The organism is Sphingobium algorifonticola (assembly GCF_004005485.1).
Classification (GTDB): domain Bacteria; phylum Pseudomonadota; class Alphaproteobacteria; order Sphingomonadales; family Sphingomonadaceae; genus Sphingobium; species Sphingobium algorifonticola.
On sequence record NZ_RZUL01000005.1, the window covers coordinates 1 to 17145 of the forward strand.

General features: G+C 63.5%; 14 protein-coding genes and 1 tRNA gene. 9 read left to right on the forward strand and 6 right to left on the reverse strand.

The annotated features are described in order from the left end of the window. The first annotated feature begins 49 nt into the window (after positions 1-49). Positions 50-126 (forward strand) — tRNA-Met (locus tag ENE74_RS13460). A gap of 27 nt (positions 127-153) precedes the next feature. On the opposite strand, the gene ENE74_RS13465 is transcribed toward ENE74_RS13460, so the two are convergent. After that, positions 154-1290, reverse strand: coding sequence for a succinylglutamate desuccinylase/aspartoacylase family protein (locus tag ENE74_RS13465; protein ID WP_164847478.1), 1137 nt, complete (start codon positions 1288-1290; stop codon positions 154-156). Positions 1291-1493: 203 nt separating this feature from the next. Here ENE74_RS13465 and ENE74_RS13470 point away from each other — a divergent pair, with 203 nt between their 5' ends. Genes ENE74_RS13470 through ENE74_RS13485 form a run of 4 tightly spaced genes read left to right on the forward strand, consistent with a single transcriptional unit; the run spans position 1494 to position 4281 of the window. Beyond that, entirely contained in the window at positions 1494-1994 is a 501-nt protein-coding gene (locus ENE74_RS13470; RefSeq protein WP_127691465.1) for a DUF3299 domain-containing protein, read from the forward strand. 26 nt (positions 1995-2020) lie between these two features. Continuing rightward, positions 2021-2305, forward strand: a complete 285-nt coding sequence (locus ENE74_RS13475) for a hypothetical protein (RefSeq protein WP_127691466.1) — start codon at positions 2021-2023, stop codon at positions 2303-2305. Positions 2306-2365: 60 nt separating this feature from the next. Further along, positions 2366-3025 carry an ABC transporter ATP-binding protein gene (locus tag ENE74_RS13480; protein WP_127691467.1) on the forward strand — a complete coding sequence of 220 codons (660 nt, stop codon included), beginning with the start codon at positions 2366-2368 and terminating at the stop codon, positions 3023-3025. Further along, positions 3022-4281 (forward strand): ABC transporter permease, encoded by a 1260-nt coding sequence (locus ENE74_RS13485; RefSeq protein ID WP_241241999.1) that lies wholly within the window; start codon positions 3022-3024, stop codon positions 4279-4281. Before ENE74_RS13480 ends, ENE74_RS13485 begins: the two co-directional genes overlap by 4 nt. Positions 4282-4529: 248 nt before the next feature. On the opposite strand, the gene acs is transcribed toward ENE74_RS13485, so the two are convergent. The 5 genes from acs to uxaC form a co-directional block, all read right to left on the reverse strand. Next, on the reverse strand, positions 4530-6473 hold the full coding sequence (acs, locus tag ENE74_RS13490; protein ID WP_127691468.1) for an acetate--CoA ligase: 1944 nt from the start codon (positions 6471-6473) through the stop codon (positions 4530-4532). A 35-nt stretch (positions 6474-6508) separates the two neighbouring features. Continuing rightward, positions 6509-8503 (reverse strand): TonB-dependent receptor, encoded by a 1995-nt coding sequence (locus ENE74_RS13495; RefSeq protein ID WP_127691469.1) that lies wholly within the window; start codon positions 8501-8503, stop codon positions 6509-6511. A 105-nt stretch (positions 8504-8608) separates the two neighbouring features. Next, positions 8609-10102: a UxaA family hydrolase gene (locus tag ENE74_RS13500; protein WP_127691470.1), complete on the reverse strand. Its 1494-nt coding sequence runs from the start codon at positions 10100-10102 to the stop codon at positions 8609-8611. After that, positions 10099-11439 carry a mannitol dehydrogenase family protein gene (locus ENE74_RS13505; protein WP_241242015.1) on the reverse strand — a complete coding sequence of 447 codons (1341 nt, stop codon included), beginning with the start codon at positions 11437-11439 and terminating at the stop codon, positions 10099-10101. Before ENE74_RS13505 ends, ENE74_RS13500 begins: the two co-directional genes overlap by 4 nt. Positions 11440-11441: 2 nt before the next feature. Further along, positions 11442-12863, reverse strand: coding sequence for a glucuronate isomerase (uxaC, locus tag ENE74_RS13510; RefSeq protein ID WP_127691472.1), 1422 nt, complete (start codon positions 12861-12863; stop codon positions 11442-11444). A 160-nt stretch (positions 12864-13023) separates the two neighbouring features. Here uxaC and ENE74_RS13515 point away from each other — a divergent pair, with 160 nt between their 5' ends. From ENE74_RS13515 to ENE74_RS13530, 4 genes are all read left to right on the forward strand, one after another. After that, positions 13024-13767: a FadR/GntR family transcriptional regulator gene (locus tag ENE74_RS13515; protein ID WP_127691473.1), complete on the forward strand. Its 744-nt coding sequence runs from the start codon at positions 13024-13026 to the stop codon at positions 13765-13767. A gap of 193 nt (positions 13768-13960) precedes the next feature. Continuing rightward, on the forward strand, positions 13961-15100 hold the full coding sequence (locus ENE74_RS13520; protein WP_206517720.1) for an Acg family FMN-binding oxidoreductase: 1140 nt from the start codon (positions 13961-13963) through the stop codon (positions 15098-15100). Beyond that, positions 15097-15771 carry a cupin domain-containing protein gene (locus ENE74_RS13525; protein ID WP_127691474.1) on the forward strand — a complete coding sequence of 225 codons (675 nt, stop codon included), beginning with the start codon at positions 15097-15099 and terminating at the stop codon, positions 15769-15771. The genes ENE74_RS13520 and ENE74_RS13525 overlap by 4 nt, the downstream gene beginning before the upstream one ends. Positions 15772-16128: 357 nt before the next feature. Continuing rightward, positions 16129-17064 (forward strand): cytochrome-c peroxidase, encoded by a 936-nt coding sequence (locus ENE74_RS13530; protein WP_164847479.1) that lies wholly within the window; start codon positions 16129-16131, stop codon positions 17062-17064. The last annotated feature ends 81 nt before the right edge of the window (positions 17065-17145 follow it).

Sequence of the window (17145 nt, forward strand, 5' to 3'; positions counted from 1 at the left end):
GGCTTGCGGAGACTACCCCTCCGTCTCCTCCTGAGACCAATATTGGTGGCGCGGGATGGAGCAGCCCGGTAGCTCGTCAGGCTCATAACCTGAAGGTCGTAGGTTCAAATCCTACTCCCGCAACCAGCAAAAAAAGAGGCAATCCGGTCCGCCTCAGCAACCCTGCGCACATTCAGGGGCAGGTGACGAGAAAACAATCCGCATTAGCATGTCGCCCGGATCGCGCATCGGGTCGGTGGCGATCGTGTTGACCCGACCACTTTCCGGTGCCTTGACCGTTTCGACGATCCTGCCGAACGCATCGGATATGGTCGCGACGGCCTGACCCTTCACCACATCGCTGCCCAGCGGCGCAAGAATATGCGCAAAGCCGCCCCGTGTCGCGCGGACGGGGACAATGGCATTGGCGACATAGGGCGTTGTTCCGGCGGCAGGGGCGCTATTGGCGGCCTGCATCTTCAGGTCGATCATTACTCTTCCGATGCCCTCAACGGCTCGCCATGCCATGGTCGCGTCGAAGATTTCAGGGCGTCCCAGTTCCAGCGTGATGGCGGGCACGCCGTCGTTCAGCATCTCCAGTTCGACAGTGCCTTTCTCGCCGGGGTCAAGCTTGATGATGTCAGGCGCGATCAGTGCCGCAATCTCCCGCGCGCGGGGTGATCCGGCAAAGGCGTACATGACATATTCGGTGCCGCGCGACTGGGTATGCAGGTCGATCGCCGTATCGGCATTGGGACGCAACAGGCCGTGCCACAGCCGATATGCATAGCGACTGCCGATCGATGCGCCGGCATCGGCCTTGCCCGGCATCAGGCGGTTGAGGTTTTCGCCGTCCCTTCCGTCGTCGGGCGTGAAGCCCCGACTGTGATGCAGCAATCCGGGGATGTTGAGCCCGGGTACGCCGACCACGGTTCCATGAAGTGTCGTCGGATCGATTCTCGCGGTCAACTGGTGGATGACATCGATCCCGGTCAGCTCGTCGCCATGGATTGCGGCCGTCAACAACAGGCGAGGGCCGGGCGATGTGCCGCGCACCACGATGACCGGCACGTGCCAGCCCTGCGCAATGCCGTTGTCGGTAACGCGGAACCAGAAGCGGTGGACCTGTCCCGGCGGCAAGGCGGCGGCATCCAGCCGGTCGATGATCGGTGTGCCATCGATCATGCCGATGGGTTCAGGCGCACCTGCCGCTGCCGGGGCTGCCATGGGCACGAGGGCGCCCGACACGGCCAGTGCCAGTCCGACCCTGAGGATCACCCCGGTTCGTGCCGTCTTTCCAGAATATGTCATTATGCCCCCAGACTGCTTTGCCATGCGCTGTCATGGCGCAGGCCTAGTCATATGCGGGGTGTATCGAGATGGCCAGATGGCGGATTAAGCGCCGCCGTGCGTTCCAGAATGACATGAACCTGCTGCTGGATATCATCCTGAATGATTATTGACAGTAGGCCACTAAAAACTCATGATATACTATATCGCTGAGGACGTGGAAGATGCTTCTGATCGGTCGAACAATTCTCGCGATAGGGCTGGTAACTGCCGGGTTTGGGGCAGGGTCGGCTGTGCTCGCGCAGCGTCCCTCCAATCTTCAGCCTGGCGAAAGCGTATGGAAACCGGCGGCCGCACCACCCGGCGGCATCCCCTGGTCGGTGCTTGAAAGCACGAAGGAAATCCAGCGTCAGGCGGCCGGGATCATCTATTCCCGACCGGCATTTTCGCCGCGCGTCAAGGCGCTCGCCAGCAAGCGGATCAAGGTCAGTGGTTATGTGATGCCTCTGCAAAACACCGCGAAGCAGACCCATTTCGTCCTGCTCGCTTATCCGCCCGACTGCCCGTTTCACCTTAACCCGGCCCCGACGCAGTTCATCGAGGTCAAGACCACTTCGCCGATCGCCGTCAAGCAAGGTGTGCAGTCCTTCGAAGGCACATTGATATTGAGCGGACAAGACGAGAGCGGCATATTCTACAGCCTGCGCGCGGGCCGGGAGATTTGACCATGGTAATACAATCAGGAGCATGGATGGCAGGGACGGACAGAGGCAGGCGCATCTGTCTTGCTGCTGCGGCGCTCTCCTTGGCGGCCGGTGCACCGGCGTTCGCCTGTGCCGATCATGGCGGCGCTGACAATTATTTTCTGGCGTATATCGACTATAGCGGGATGACCGAGGCGGAGCAGTTCGCTGCCGAGCAGCGCGCCATAGCGCAATATCATGCCGCGCAGATCGACAAGGCGCGGGCGCAGTTCGTCACGCGTTTCAAGGTCGATCCGGCACCGACCACCGTGGCGCGGGCCGACGCGCAGTAACTTGTCCTGACGCAAGGTTGCAGCCTGCATCACTGCCGACCGTAGCGAGGAACCGTCCGCATGCCCGTGGCTCTTGACTTGCGTTGCGTGGACAAGGCCTATGGTGATCGTATCATTCTGCAGGATTTTTCGGTCACGGTCGACAAGGGCGAGCATCTGCTGCTGCTGGGTCCGTCCGGTTCCGGCAAGACGACGCTGCTGAACCTGATCATCGGCCTGCTCAAGCCCAATCGCGGTACGATCATGATCGCCGGTGAGGATGTCGCCGATACAAGCCATGGCGGACATGATGCCATCCGCAGGCGGCATGTCGCGGTTATATTCCAGACGCTGCGGTTGATTTCGGCCATCAGTATCCGAGACAATTTGCGGCTGACGCAACGGCTTGCCCTGGGACAAGCCGATGACAAGGCGATCGATCATATGCTCGATGCGCTTGGAATCGGCCATCGTGCAAGCGCGCAGCCGCGTTCCCTGAGCCAGGGGGAAGCGCAGCGCGCGGCCATCGCGCGCGCGCTGATCACGCGTCCGACGCTGATCGTGGCGGATGAGCCGACCAGCGCCCTGGATGACGGGAATGCCATGCGGGTTGCCGACCTGCTGCTGCATCATGCCGCTGTGCAGGGCAGCAGCCTGATCATCGCCACCCATGATCGTCGATTGCAGGACTTCATTCCGCGCAGCATCACCTTGGCGCAAACAGCGACGCCTTCGACATGATGCTACGCCTGCCTCTTGCCTATATGGCCGACCGCAAGCTGATGACGGGACTCAATATCCTTTTGCTTGCTCTCGCGGTGGCGACGCTGGTCATGTTGCTGGTCGTGTCGTCCCAGCTTTCGCAGCGGCTTTCGCGCAATGCGCAGGGAATCGATCTGGTGGTCGGTGCCAAGGGTGCGCCGCTTCAACTCATCCTGTCCGCAATTTATCAGATGGACCAGCCTACCGGTAATATCCCCCTGTCCAGTATCGCTCTGTTGCGCCGTAATCCAATGGTCGCACAGGTCATTCCCATGGCCTTGGGAGACAATTTCCGCGGCTACCGGATTGTCGGGACCGAGCCGGCCTATATCGACCTCTACGGCGCACGGATCGACCGGGGCCGCATGTTCGGTGAGCATGGCGAAGTCGTGCTGGGGGCTGAAGCGGCATCCCGCCTTGGTGCCGGGCTGGGCCAGAAGTTTCTCGGCAGCCATGGTTTGTCCGCAGGGGACGGCAGCAGCGATCACGACAGCCATCCCTTCGAAACGGTCGGTATCTTGCAGCGCACGGGTACGGTCATCGACCGGCTTGTCCTGACATCCATCGAGACGGTCTGGGAGGTCCACGGTATCGGCCATGAGGAGACGGCAGCGGCGGACCATGCCGATGAGGCCGCGCCGGATCATGAAGATGAGGACCACGATACGCATGCTACAGCCGACGCCGACAGGGAGGTCACGGCACTCCTCGTGCGTTATCGGTCTCCGGCTGCGGCCGTGCGGATACCGCCGATGATCAACCGCCAGACGTCGATGCAGGCTGCTGTGCCTGCCGTGGAACTGAGCCGTTTGCTCGGGCTGCTGGGTGCCGGTATCGAAGGGGCACGTCTCTTCGCATGGCTGCTTGCTTTGATCGGGGGCCTTTCGATCTTCGTCACCTTGCTGAATGCCGCGTCGGCGCGCGAGGCCGATCTCGCGCTGCTGCGCGTGATGGGCGCGTCCCGGGCCGAGGTGTTCGGCGTGGTCTTGGCGGAGGGCCTGTTGACTGCGTTGCTTGGTGCGGCAGTCGGCGTCGCGATCGGCCATATAGGGCTGGCGGTTGCTACAGAACTGTTCGTCAGCTTCAAGGAACTTGGCCTGCAACCCTGGGAGCCGGTGCCCGGTGAAATCGGGATCGTTCTGGCCGTCATAGCGGTCGGCCTGTCAGCTTCGCTCCTTCCGGCGCTTCGCGTTTTCCGTATGGACCTTGCCCACACCCTTGGCCGTACCCACTGACTATCCTGAGGCCTGTTCCGGTTTGGCCACAGCCATTGCGACCATGACGGGTGCGGACGTGCGCAACGATTGATCATCAAGGGGTTGCTGACCGGCGTTCCTTGCGACCCGCGCCTTGCCAGCAACCCCCGACACCCCGCACCCTGCAATCGTTTTAATCGATTGCAGGTAAATGTAAATCAAGCTTTGCTTCAATGGTTTGCGGACTGGCGCTCGCGATGCCCCGTTGATCCCAAAGCAGGCCAGGGTCAAACGACACGGTTACGCACAAGATTTTCGACGACAGCCGGATCGGCCAGTGTCGATGTGTCGCCGAGTGCCTGAGCGGACACTTCCCCTTCGGCGATCTTGCGCAGAATGCGTCGCATGATCTTGCCCGACCGGGTCTTGGGCAGGCCCGGCGCGAACTGGATGGCGTCGGGCGTGGCGATCGGGCCGATTTCGGTGCGGACCCATTTGACGAGATCCTGGCGCAGAGTGTCCGACGGGTCTTCGTCGGCATTCAGCGTGACATAGGCGTAAATGCCCTGGCCCTTGATGTCGTGCGGGAAGCCGACGACCGCGGCCTCGGCGACTTTCGGGTGAAGCACCAGCGCGCTTTCGACTTCGGCGGTGCCCATGCGATGGCCGGACACGTTGATGACGTCATCGACGCGACCGGTGATCCAGTAATAGCCATCGGCATCGCGCCGGGCACCATCACCGGTGGTATATTTGCCAGGATAGGTCGTGAAATAGGTCTGGAAGAAGCGATCGTGGTCGCCCCAGACCGTCCGCATCAGCCCGGGCCAGGCGCGTGTGACCACCAGATTGCCTTCGGCGGCGCCCTCCAGCACCTTGCCATCGGCATCGACGATCTGGGGATCGACACCTGGCATCGGGAGTGTTGCGGAACCTGGTTTCAGGTCGGTTGCGCCGGGCATCGGGGCGATCATCGCGCCGCCTGTCTCGGTCTGCCACCAGGTGTCGATGATCGGGCAGCGACCTTCGCCCACAACAGTGTGATACCAGCGCCAGGCCTCAGGATTGATCGGCTCACCGACTGTACCCAGCAGGCGAAGCGATGCGCGACTGGTGGCGGTGACGAACCCGTCGCCTTCCTTCATCAGGGCACGCAGCACCGTTGGCGCGGTGAACAGCGTGTGCACGGCGTGCCGGTCCACGATTTGCCAGATGCGGCCCGGCGTTGGCCAATTGGGCAACCCTTCATACATCAGCGTAGTCGCGCCATTGGCGAGCGGACCGTACACGATGTAGCTGTGCCCCGTGACCCAGCCGATATCGGCGGCGCACCAGTAAATGTCGCCGGGACGATAGTCGAAACAAAGCTCATGCGTCAGGGCGGCCCAGAGCAGATAGCCGCCGGTGGTATGCAACACCCCCTTGGGTTTGCCGGTGGACCCGGATGTGTAGAGGATGAAAAGTGGATCCTCGGCCTGCATGGGTTCGGCCGGGCAATCGGACGCCGCGTCGGCTGCCGCCTCGTGATACCAGATGTCCCGCCCGTCGCGCATGGCTATGGCACCGCCGGTCGCCTGCACCACAATGACCTTTTGCACGCAGGCGGACAGGTCCAGCGCCTTGTCGACATTGGCCTTCAGTGCGATCGTCTTGCCGCCCCTGCGCCCCTCGTCGGCTGTGATGACGATGGTAGAGTCGCAGTCGGTGATACGGCCCGCCAGTGCCTCGGGCGAGAACCCCCCGAAGACGACGCTGTGGATCGCGCCGATCCGTGCGCAGGCGAGCAGGGCGAACGCCGCTTCCGGGACCATCGGCATGTACACGGTGATGCGATCGCCCTTCTTCGCACCTGCGCTTTTCAGCACGTTGGCAAAGCGGCAGACTTCGGCGTGAAGCTGACGATAGGTGTAGCGACGCGGGGCTTCCGCCGGATTGTCCGATTCCCATAGAATCGCGACTGTGTCCCCGCGCTCCGCCAGATGCCGGTCGATGCAGTTCACCGAGACGTTGAGCACCCCGTCGCTGAACCAGCGTACACCGAAATCCCCTTCGGCAAAGCTGCTTTCGTCGGCCCGGGTAGGGGGCGTGATCCAGTCGAGCCGCTGCGCCTGTTCCAGCCAATAGGCGTCCGGTTCGGCCAGCGACCGGGCATGCTCGGCCGCGCGGCTTTCCGCATTGCGCCGGGCGTTGGCGCGCCATTCGGGAGGAACGGGAAAAAGATCCTGCGACATGCGCCTGCCAACTCCTTGTAACGCTACCCGGCGCCTTATCCGGTAATGCTGATGCCGATCCATAATGTCCTTGGCGTGCCAAGATCAATGGAGCCAGCGACATTGCGCGTTACGATCGCCTTGTCGAAGATATTCTCTGCGCGACCCACAAGGGCCACGCGCGCCATCAGTGGGAGGCGCGCGGTCGCATCGACCGTGATCGCACCGGGCAAGGCATCGGTTTCCAGATCGTCTTCATATTGGCGGGAGACGTAGCGCAGGCTTGTCGACAGCAGGGCATCAGGCGCCGGTTCCCATGCCAGCGTTGCGCTGGCCGCATGGCGTGGCGTCTGCGCAGGAACGAACCCGTCGAACGCCTTGCCGGGTGCCTCCACTTTCGCGCGGCTGTACGCATAGGACGCATTGAGCGACCAGGGACCGTGCCGGGCGCTGCCGGTCAGTTCAATGCCTCGTGCGACTATGGCGTCGACATTCTGGCGCTGGCGCAGATTGACGCCCGTCGTGACATTGGCCACGGCATCCTCCAGCCGATTGTGGAAGGCGGTGATGCCCATGCGCACGCCGGGTAGTGGCGTAAGGTCTGCCCCGATTTCCGCACCTTTCAGCTTTTCGAGCGCAAGGGCGGCGTTCGCCTGCGTCGTGACGGGGAACACGGCGAAGGGGCGATAGAGTTCATTCAGCGTCGGCAGGCGGAAGCCGGTATAGGCCGCCGCGCGTAAGGCAATGGTATCGACCGGACGCAGCAAGACGCCCGCACGGCCACTGAATCGCCAGCCGTCGCGATCGGGGTAGACGACGTCGCTTGTCAGCGCGCCAGCGCCATTGCGCGTTTCGAACTGGCCATCGGTGATCGTCCAGCGATCCGCGCGGACGCCCCCCGTCAGGATAAGACGGCCCAAAGTCCAGTCGTCCTCGATGAATAGCCCTGTCGTGCCCTGCCGCCCGAAAGCGTGGCGACGCGCCGTCACTGCGCCGGTTGTGGCGTTGTAGGCATCCTCGAACATATCGCCGCTGGCATGGCGGCTGTCCGCGCCGATCCGCAGGACATGGGCGTCGCCCAGCGGCGGGCGCACCTCGATCTTCCCGCCGATACCGGTGGACGGCGTGTTCCGCTGGTCGAGCGTCTTGCGGAAGCTGGTGGCACTGATGACGATGTTGCTGAAGTTGCGGGCCTGCACATAGGCGAGTGCATCGACCTGCCAACGGCCGCGTGCGATCACGCGAATGCTGGCATCCTGCCCTTCGCTATGGCTGTCCGTCCCGGCAAAGCGCAATGTCCGGTCATCATCGAATATCAGGCCGCGCGCCTGCACCTCCACTTCGGCACTCACCGGAACCACCGCCCGTATGCTCGTCGACCAGCCGTCATAGCGGGCGGGCACGTCTGCAATGGTGCGCTGATTGCGCGGCGTCGTGAAGAAACCGTCGCCCCGGTCCCAGCGGCCCGAAAGCGTAACCTGACCGGCGCCCAATGTCGGGGAGGCGCTGGCAGTCAGTTCCGTCGCATTACGACTGCCATACAAGGCGTTGGCGGCAAAGCGCGGCATATCCCCACCTGCCGCGCTTTCCAGCTCGATCGTCCCGGCGACCGCGCCTGCGCCAAACGCACCGGCGCCGCCGCCACGCGTGACGCGCACCGCACCCAGCCGGTCGGGCACTATCGCACTGAACGGGATGTAACCGAAGAACGGGTCGGCCATCGGCACACCGTCAAGCAGAACCAGCGCGCGGCTGGACGCATTGCCGCCCAGCGCGCGCAGGGTCGCCCCCTGGGCGGACGGATTGGCCGAGCGGCTGTCCGACCGGCGAAACTGCTGAAAGCCCGCCACGTCCGCCAATGCCGTTTCCAGCCGCCCCGATGCGACGGCGGTGAGCCGTTCACGTGGAATGATGACGGAACCATAAGCCGGCGTGCCCGGCGGCAACGGCAACCCTTGCCCGGTCACGATGATCGACGGGGTAGCTTCGTCCTGCGCGATGGCAGTTGTGGGCAGGACGAGCGGGCAGAGAAGCAGGGCGGCGCGACGCATAGTCTATGTAAACTCCGTTTGGCCGATCCCTTGGTTACATCACCCCCTCGGTCAACCCTCTTGTTTGTTTGCCATCACAGGATGAGGCCCTGTCTGTCCCATCCTTCAGAGCGTGACGCCGTCCTTCCAGATTGCGATTTCGCGGATGCCGTTCTCCTCATTCCGGGTAAGGCGTCGCCCGGAAGCGATAGCGAGAATAAGGTCCATGCATGTCTGGGAAACGCTATCCATCGGTATGCCGTCGAGCAGCGGCCCTGCGCTGAAATCGATCCATTGCGGTTTGCGCCGTGCGACATCGTCGTTCGAGGCGATCTTTATCGTTGGCACCGGGAAGCCGAGCGGGGTGCCGCGTCCGGTGGTGAACAGCAGCAGCGTCGCGCCGCTTGCCACTTCCGCTGTTGACGAGACGGCATCATTCCCCGGCGATCGCAGCAGCGCCATGCCGCCTTTGCCGACAGCCTCGCCATAATCGAGTACCTGTGTGATGGTCGCGCCGCCACCTTTCTGCACGGCACCCAGCGATTTTTCCTCCAGCGTGGTCAGCCCGCCAGCCTTGTTCCCGGGCGACGGGTTCTCATAGACAGGCTGGCCATGGTCGATGAAATAACGCTTGAACCCCTCGATCATCGCATTGGCCTTGTCGAAGGTCGCGCGGTCGGCGGCGCGTTTCAGCAGATGCTGTTCCGCCCCGAACATTTCGGGCACTTCGCTCAATATGATCGTGCCGCCCGCCGCGGTCGTGCGATCGGTGATGCGGCCGACCAGCGGGTTGGCGGTGAGGCCCGACAGGCCGTCTGATCCGCCGCATTTCACGCCGATGACCAGATCGGACAGGGGGCAGGGGGTGCGCGCATCATGGCGCATGACATCGACCAGCTCGGCGGCGGCCGCCAGCCCTTCTTCGATTTCGTCCTCCACCTCCTGCGCGTTGAAGAAACGGACGCGCGCGCGATCGACGCCCCGCGCGGCGGCCATCAGCGCCGCGAGTTGATTGTTTTCGCAGCCCAGGCCGACGACGATCACGCCGCCCGCGTTGGGATGACGGATCAATCCGGCAAGGATGCGCTGCGTCATGGCAAGATCGTCGCCTAGCTGGCTGCATCCGAAAGGATGGACGAAGGCATGGGCACCGTCGATGAGATGCCCGAACCGTATCTGCGCCTGCTCCGCAATGATCGTCGCGGCATGGTTGACGCAACCGACGGTATTGATGACCCACAGTTCATTGCGGGTGCCGACCCGGCCATCGGCGCGGCGGTAGCCCTGAAACGTGAGGTCCGACGCCAGCGGCAAGGCAGGCGCGATTGAGCCTGAAAATTGCGGCTGTGGCCCGCCTTCGCTCAAATCGGTTGTCAGATTGTGACTGTGCACCCATTCGCCCGCGCGGACCGGCTGATCGAGCGATCCGATCGGATAGCCATATTTGACGATCGCGCTGCCTGCGGGAAGATCGACGAGCGCAATCTTGTGTCCCCGCGCGATCGTCTCCTGCGCGATCAGCGCGCCGTCCGGCCCGATCATGGCCACGCCCGCGTCAACCGGCCCGAGCAGAACGCCGACATTGTCATCCGGGTGAACGCGGATCAGCCGAACGGTCATGTGTCGGCAAGGCCCATTGCGGACCGGACGGCACGGTCGTTTCGAAATGCGTCTGGGAACAGCGCCGGGTCGGCAACTGCCGTCGCGAGTGTCGCTTCGCCGGTTCGCCATGCGGCAAAAGCTGCGGCCTGAGGATCGATCACATGCTCCCTAGATCGCGCGAAGGCCAGCCATGCATCCACGACCTTTGCCATGCACGCGGTCGGCAGCCCGTTGCGTGCATTGGCTGTGAGCAGGGGAAAAAGCCGCTGCGCCAGCTTGGCCGATCCGTCCTGCGCGATCTGTTCCAGCGCATGATCGACCATCGGATTTTCGTAACGCGCGTGCACCGTGCGCCAGTAAGCCGCGACATCCAGCGGCGCCAGCGCCGGCGCAATCTCTTCATGGACGAGCCGCTCGACAAAGCCCAGCAGGCCAGGGTCGGCAATCGCATGGAGCACATAAAGGTGCCCGCGGGCGAGGCCCATATAGGCCAGCGTACTGTGCGTCGCGTTGAGCACATGCAGCTTCAGGCGCTCGAAGGGCGTGACGTCGGCGACGATATCGACACCCACCTTGTCCCAGGCCGGGCGCGGGCCGGTGAAACGGTCCTCTATCGCCCATTGGCCGAAAGGTTCGCGCTGCACGCTGGCGTGGTCGATCATACCGATTGCCGCGGCTACCCTTGCCGCCGATGCCGCATCGGTTGCCGGAACGATCGAGTCGATCATCGTATTGGGGAAGCCAATCTCGGTCGCGATCCAGCGGGCGAGCGCGGCGTCCCGCTCCTGCGCAATCGCTATCACCCCGGCACGCAGCTTTTCGCCGTTGTTCTGGAGATTGTCGCAGCTTACCACGGTAAACGGCGCGGTTCCCGCCGCATGCCGCAGCGCCAGCCCTTCGACCAGCCAGTCCATTGCCGTCCATGGCCTGCCTGGAACGGCGGGGCGGGCCGGATCGCGCACATAGCCTTTTTCCGTGACGGTCAGCGTGACGACATGGGTGGTTGGCGCGGCCAGCGCGGCGAGCACCTCTGCCTGTTGCGCGGTTGCAGTCAACGCCTGACGCACGATACCCATCACGCGGTAGCGCGGCACAGTGTCCAGCGTCTCGACGGTATACAGCCCGTCCTGCGGCACCAGCGTCGCAGGCACATCCGGGCGGCGCAGCGATACGCCCGTAATGCCCCAGGCGCCTCCGTCGGCGATAACGGCATCCTCTGTGAACACGCCCTGATGCGCGCGGTGGAATGCGCCGATGCCCAGATGGACGATGCCGGTGCCCAGCCGTGCCGGATCGAACGGTGGCCGCGTAACGCCGGGCCGTATCCGGTCGAGCGTTGCGAGCGACAGGCGCATACTCACAACTTGTACGCCGCCTTGGCGAAATCGCGGGCAAGGCGCGGTGCGAGGTCGAACGCTTCATCCTCCGCCAGCCGACCGGTCGTCACCAGTTCTGCAAGGAAGTGGCAATCGATCCGCCGCGCGACATCGTGCCGGGCGGGAATGGAGAAAAAGGCACGTGTATCGTCGTTGAAGCCGACGGTGTTATAGAAACCCGCTGTTTCCGTCACGTTGCGGCGGAAACGCAGCATTCCTTCGGGACTATCATGGAACCACCAGGACGGCCCCAGTTTCAGCGCAGGATAATGCCCGGCCAGCGGGGCCAGTTCGCGCGCATAGACCGTCTCATCCAGCGTGAAGAGGATGATCGAGAGGTCTGTTGCGTTGCCAAACCTGTCGAGCAAAGGTTTGAGCGCACGGACATATTCCGTCGCGACGGGAAGGTCGGCACCCCGGTCGCGCCCGTAATGGGCAAATAGCCAGGGATTATGGTTGCGCATGGCACCGGGATGAATCTGCATCACCATGCCGTCCTCCACGCTCATCCGCGCCATCTCGGTGAGCATCTGCGCGCGGAACAGCTCCGCATCGGCGGCGCTGCCGCGACCTGATCGGATGCGGGCGAACAATGCCTCGATCTCGTGCCGGGGCAGGTCGGCGGTGGCAGCGGTGGGATGGCCGTGATCGCTCGCCGTGGCACCATGCGCGCGGAAAAAGGCACGGCGCTTTTCCAGCGCGGCGAGATAGCCGCGCCACCCTTGCGTATCCTCACCCGTGATTTCGCCCAGGCGATCGACATTGGCGACAAAATCCTCGCGATCCGCGTCGATGACATCGTCGGGGCGAAAGGTCGTGATTACCCGCCCGTGCCAGTCCTTCTGGAGCGCGGAATGATGCTCCAGCCCGTCGAGCGCGCCTTCTGTCGTCGCGAGCACTTCCAAGCCGAACCGATCGAACAGCGCGCGAGGACGAAAAGCCTCTGATGCCAGCTTGTCGCCAATCAGATCATAATAATGATCCGCCGTCGCGCCGGTAAGGCGCACGTCGATCCCGAACACGGTGGCGAACACATGATCGTACCAGATACGCGACGGGGTTCCGCGGAACAGATGGTAATGGTCCGCGAACAGCCGCCAGGCGGCGCGCAGGTCGGTCTCTGCCGGAAGTTCAGGGTTGTCGCTCCGAATCCCCAGGCGCGCGGGGGCAATGCCCTGGCTGTAGAGCATGCGTGTCACATAATGGTCCGGCCACAGGAAAGTGGTTGTCGCATCGGTGAACGCCGCGTTGGAGCTGAACCACGAAGGATCGGTATGGCCGTGCGGGCTGATGATCGGTAGGTCGGCGATTTCGGCATAGAGACGCCGGGCTATATCCCGCGCACGGGATTCGGCGGGGAACAGGCGGTCGGGATCCAGCGTCAGGGCGACGGCATCGGTCATGAACAATCTCCGGACGGTTTCGCCATCGGCGGCATCACGCGTTGATAAGGCAGCATTGCGACGGTACGCGCGGCTGTGTAGAGTAAAGTGGTCAAGCCAATTACGGTAGCGCGACGGGATTTGTCAATTGATCGCGCCGCATCATAGGGAATGAGCGGACATGGAAAACCGCAAACGATACAAGGCTGTCGCAGAGGCGATTGCATCCGCGATTGCCGATGGGCAATTCATGCCCGGCGAACGGCTCCCCGCCGAACGTGAGCTGGTCGATCACTATGGCGTAAGTCGTCCGACAATTCGGGAGGCGATGCTCGTCCTCGAAGTCCAGGGGCTGGTCGAAGCACGGCATGGATCCGGCATCTATGTTCTGGATCGTCCACAGGGTCCGGCTGCGATAGATGTCGAGACGAGCAGCCTGGCCATCATCGAAGCGCGTGCCGTTGTTGAAGGGGAGGCCGCTGCCCTCGCGGCCGTGCAGATTGCCGATAGTGAGATAGCGGAACTGGAAAAGATACTCGCCGACATGATCGCCGAGAATCAGGCGAGCAGGCTTCAGGCCGAACCGGCCGATCGCGCCTTTCACATGGCCATTGCCCAAGCGACGCACAATGGCGCGATGATCGCCGTGGTGGAGCAACTCTGGACGATGCGCGACAATGCGCCACTGTCGCACGTCATGCTGGAGCGGGCCCGGCGTAACGGTATGAAGCCGACGATCGCGGACCATCGCGCGATATTGGACGCGCTGCGCTCGCGCGACCCGGCTGCCGCACGAACAGCGATGCGGCGCCATCTCTACCGGGTCATTGACGGCCTGCTGGATGCCACGGAAACCGAGGCGATCGCCCGCGCGCGCGAGGAAATGAGCGCACAGCGGACGTGGCTCCACCAACGCCGTACATGAAGGCCTTGTCGCGTCGCAGTGCACACAAACCGGCGGAGAACGAGGTGCCCAAGACCGCCGATGCATAATGGTGGGTCACGATGGCCTTGCCCTGCGCGCCATCTCCCATCGCGCGGCCATTCTTACCCCGCGTCAATGAGAAGGACTCGTCCCTGCGGTAAGCCGTCCCGGTAAGTGGAAACCGGAGTTTCATATGATCGGGCGGCGCACCTTTCTTTCGATCCTTGGTGGCGGGGCAATCTCTGCTGCCGGCGCCAGTTGGGGACTGACGCGTGACCCGACCGCGGCACGCGCGGCATGGGACATGGCGGGCAGTTCGTCCGACGACCCGCGTATTCGCTGGCTGAGCTGGGCGATCCTCGCGCCCAACCCGCACAACCGTCAGCCCTGGATGGTCGATCTGAGCGCGCCGGACGTCATCACGGTCTTCGCGCAGCATGACCGTCGCTTGCCCCATACGGATCCCTTTGACCGTCAAACCACGATCGGCCTCGGCGCATTTCTTGAGCTTGCCCGCATGGCCGTCGCCGCCGAGGGCATCCGGCTGGACACGGAGCCCTTTCCGTCGGGAAGTGCGCCCGACGGTTTGGATGCGAGGCCGATTGCCAGGATGACAGTCGCGGCGGGGACGGCCAAATCCGACCCGCTATTCGTCCATGCCGGAGCGCGTCGGACCAACCGCGCCGCTTATGACCTGAGCCGCCCCGTGGCGCCCGAGGCGATTGCGACCATCCGGCAGGCCGCTGGCCCCGATGCCATGGGATGGACGGCCGATCCGCAGCGGGTCAAACGGCTGAGGGGCATCGCGTGGCGCGCGATGACGACCGAACTCAAGACATCGGCGACCGCGCGTGAAAGCATCGATCTGACGCGTATCGGCAAGGCCGAGATCATCGCGAACCCTGACGGCATCTCTCTGGCGGGCCCGCTGATGGAGAGCCTCTCGATAGTCGGCTTGCTGTCCAGAGAGGCGATGGCGGACCCGGCATCGTCGGGGTTCCAGTCAATGCTTGCGGCGCAAAGACCGCAATTCGATACAGCGATGGCTTTCGTTTGGGTCATGACCGACGGCAACGACCGGAAGGCTCAACTGGAGGCGGGGCGCAGCTATCTGCGCGCGAATCTCGCCGCGACGAGCCTCGGCATCGCCATGCAGCCGTTCAGTCAGGCGCTGCAGGAATATGCCGAAATGGTGCCAAGCTTTACCGAACTCCATGACGCGCTTGCGCCGCCCGAGGGATCGCGCGTGCAGATGTTCGCGCGGCTCGGTTTTGCCAGCCCGCCATCCGGCAGCCCGCGTTGGCCGCTCGCCACCCGTATCATGAAGGCATGAGCACCATGAGGCTCTGGAAAAGACACGCGACGGAAAACGCGCGCCGCCCTCATGGTATCGTCGTGGAGCAACCGCCAGCCGGGGGAATGCTCGCCGTGCCGGGCAAGGCGTTGACCTTTGTTCGTGCGCCAGCAGGTCGCCTGCGGTTTCACGAAGATATCGGCCATGATGCCGCGCCCGTCCCACTTCACCGGCACTTGTGGCAGACCGAGCGTTTCACCGTCCTCTACGGGCGCCTGACGCTGACCTGCGATGGCACGTCCATTGACATGAACGCGGGCGATAGCCTCGACGTGCCGCCGCTAACGCTGCACAGCTACGCACCAGCTGTCACGGACGGCCCGGCAGGCTCTGTCCTGATCGAAGTGGAAATGTGGCCCGCCCTGCGCGCGGGACAATTTTTCGAGACGATTTATGCGCTTACGCGAGAGGGCGGGCTTCCGCCCAGGGATATTCGCGATGTCCTGAGGCTCCTGGCGCTGTCTCACGCCCACGGCTTCATGATCGGGGGTCCACCGGTTGCGCTGATGAGAATTGCCTCCGCTGTCGGGGCGGCGATCGCTGCACTGTTCAGGATCGACCACTGGTCGCCACAGTTTGCCGCACGCCCGCCCGCAGCGGCGCCTGCCCCTCCCATCTACCTGCCGGGATATTCGGACGCAGGCCCGTAAGGACCGCCATTTCGATCGAACCTGCCGGAACCGCAACGATCGCGCCTTCGACGCCGATGTTCCGCCGCCCAAGCGGCCCCCTCAACGCGCGTGTCGCAAACACGCCACCCGATCATTGGAGACGAACATGAATATGGATCAGACACAACTCCGCGCCTTCCTCGGCAGCGTCGGCCTTATCGCGGTCATCTTGATGACAACGGCCACTGGGCTGCTGAGCAGGCCGGTTACGCCCGCTCAGTCTACGTCGGTCGTATCGGCCCAGTCATGAGACCCCGCCTGAGATCCTTATGCACGCTTGTTCTGTCGCTCCTCGTCGTATCCTGCGCCTATCGTCACGATGCGCTGGATCGAGGAATGGACTATGCGACGCGCAACTTCTCGGACGGACGCACGATGCGCGCACCCCGGAACAACCCGATGACCGCGGCGAAGGTCGCGCTGGGCGAGGCATTGTTTCACGAAACCCGGCTGTCGGTCGATGGATCACGATCCTGCGCTTCCTGTCATCAGCCGTCGCGCGGTTTCGGTGACGGCATGCCGCGCACGGCCGGGCGCAGTGGCGCGCCCTTGCCGCGCCATACGCCCAGCCTTTGGAATGTCGGGCATGCAGGCAGGCTGTTCGCCGATGGTCGGGCTGCCAGCCTTGAGGCGCAATCCTTGATGCCGATCACCCAGCTGGAAGAGATGGGCCGGGCGCCAGGGACGGTGACAGACGGCATTCGGGACGACACGCACTATCGGCGCTGGTTCGCCGAGGCGTTCCCCAAGGCGCCGTTTGTTAACGAAACCAATCTCGCCCATGCACTCGCAAGCTATCAGCGCACGTTGATATCGGGGACGACCCCTTTCGACCGCTGGCTGCGCGGCGATCGTAACGCCATTTCCGTCGAGGCCCAGCGTGGCTTCGCCGTCTTTGCCGGACCAGGCAATTGCGCCGCGTGCCACCATAGCGCGAACCTGACCGACGAGAAGTTTCATGACATCGGCCTGCCGGATGGCGACCGCGGGCGCGGTGCCGTCACCGGCCGCCGCGCGCACGATCATCGCTTTCGTACACCCTCGCTGCGCGAAATCGGCCGGACCGCGCCCTATATGCATGATGGTTCGCTTCCCACACTCGAAGCGGTCGTCGATCATTATTCGGACCATGTCACCGATCGCGGCCAGACTATGCGGCGGGTCCATCTGAGCGCCGACAACAAGCGCGACCTGATTGCTTTCCTGAAAACGCTCGATAGCATGGCGCCCGCGACGAAGGTCGCTCGGGCGGAAAGAATGCAACGCGAATAGTGTCGTGATCGCATTTTCATCATGCTTGCATCGGGCGGGGGGTAATCACGGCCCACAGGATTGCATTTTCGGAGTGTAGCG

Bases quoted from the DNA above. Each gene is read 5' to 3' on its own strand.
- ENE74_RS13465 (WP_164847478.1), bottom strand. From the start codon at position 1,290: ATGACATATTCTGGAAAGACGGCACGAACCGGGGTGATCCTCAGGGTC.
- ENE74_RS13470 (WP_127691465.1), top strand. From the start codon at position 1,494: ATGCTTCTGATCGGTCGAACAATTCTCGCGATAGGGCTGGTAACTGCC.
- ENE74_RS13475 (WP_127691466.1), top strand. From the start codon at position 2,021: ATGGCAGGGACGGACAGAGGCAGGCGCATCTGTCTTGCTGCTGCGGCG.
- ENE74_RS13480 (WP_127691467.1), top strand. From the start codon at position 2,366: ATGCCCGTGGCTCTTGACTTGCGTTGCGTGGACAAGGCCTATGGTGAT.
- ENE74_RS13485 (WP_241241999.1), top strand. From the start codon at position 3,022: ATGATGCTACGCCTGCCTCTTGCCTATATGGCCGACCGCAAGCTGATG.
- acs (WP_127691468.1), bottom strand. From the start codon at position 6,473: ATGTCGCAGGATCTTTTTCCCGTTCCTCCCGAATGGCGCGCCAACGCC.
- ENE74_RS13495 (WP_127691469.1), bottom strand. From the start codon at position 8,503: ATGCGTCGCGCCGCCCTGCTTCTCTGCCCGCTCGTCCTGCCCACAACT.
- ENE74_RS13500 (WP_127691470.1), bottom strand. From the start codon at position 10,102: ATGACCGTTCGGCTGATCCGCGTTCACCCGGATGACAATGTCGGCGTT.
- ENE74_RS13505 (WP_241242015.1), bottom strand. From the start codon at position 11,439: ATGCGCCTGTCGCTCGCAACGCTCGACCGGATACGGCCCGGCGTTACG.
- uxaC (WP_127691472.1), bottom strand. From the start codon at position 12,863: ATGACCGATGCCGTCGCCCTGACGCTGGATCCCGACCGCCTGTTCCCC.
- ENE74_RS13515 (WP_127691473.1), top strand. From the start codon at position 13,024: ATGGAAAACCGCAAACGATACAAGGCTGTCGCAGAGGCGATTGCATCC.
- ENE74_RS13520 (WP_206517720.1), top strand. From the start codon at position 13,961: ATGATCGGGCGGCGCACCTTTCTTTCGATCCTTGGTGGCGGGGCAATC.
- ENE74_RS13525 (WP_127691474.1), top strand. From the start codon at position 15,097: ATGAGCACCATGAGGCTCTGGAAAAGACACGCGACGGAAAACGCGCGC.
- ENE74_RS13530 (WP_164847479.1), top strand. From the start codon at position 16,129: ATGGACTATGCGACGCGCAACTTCTCGGACGGACGCACGATGCGCGCA.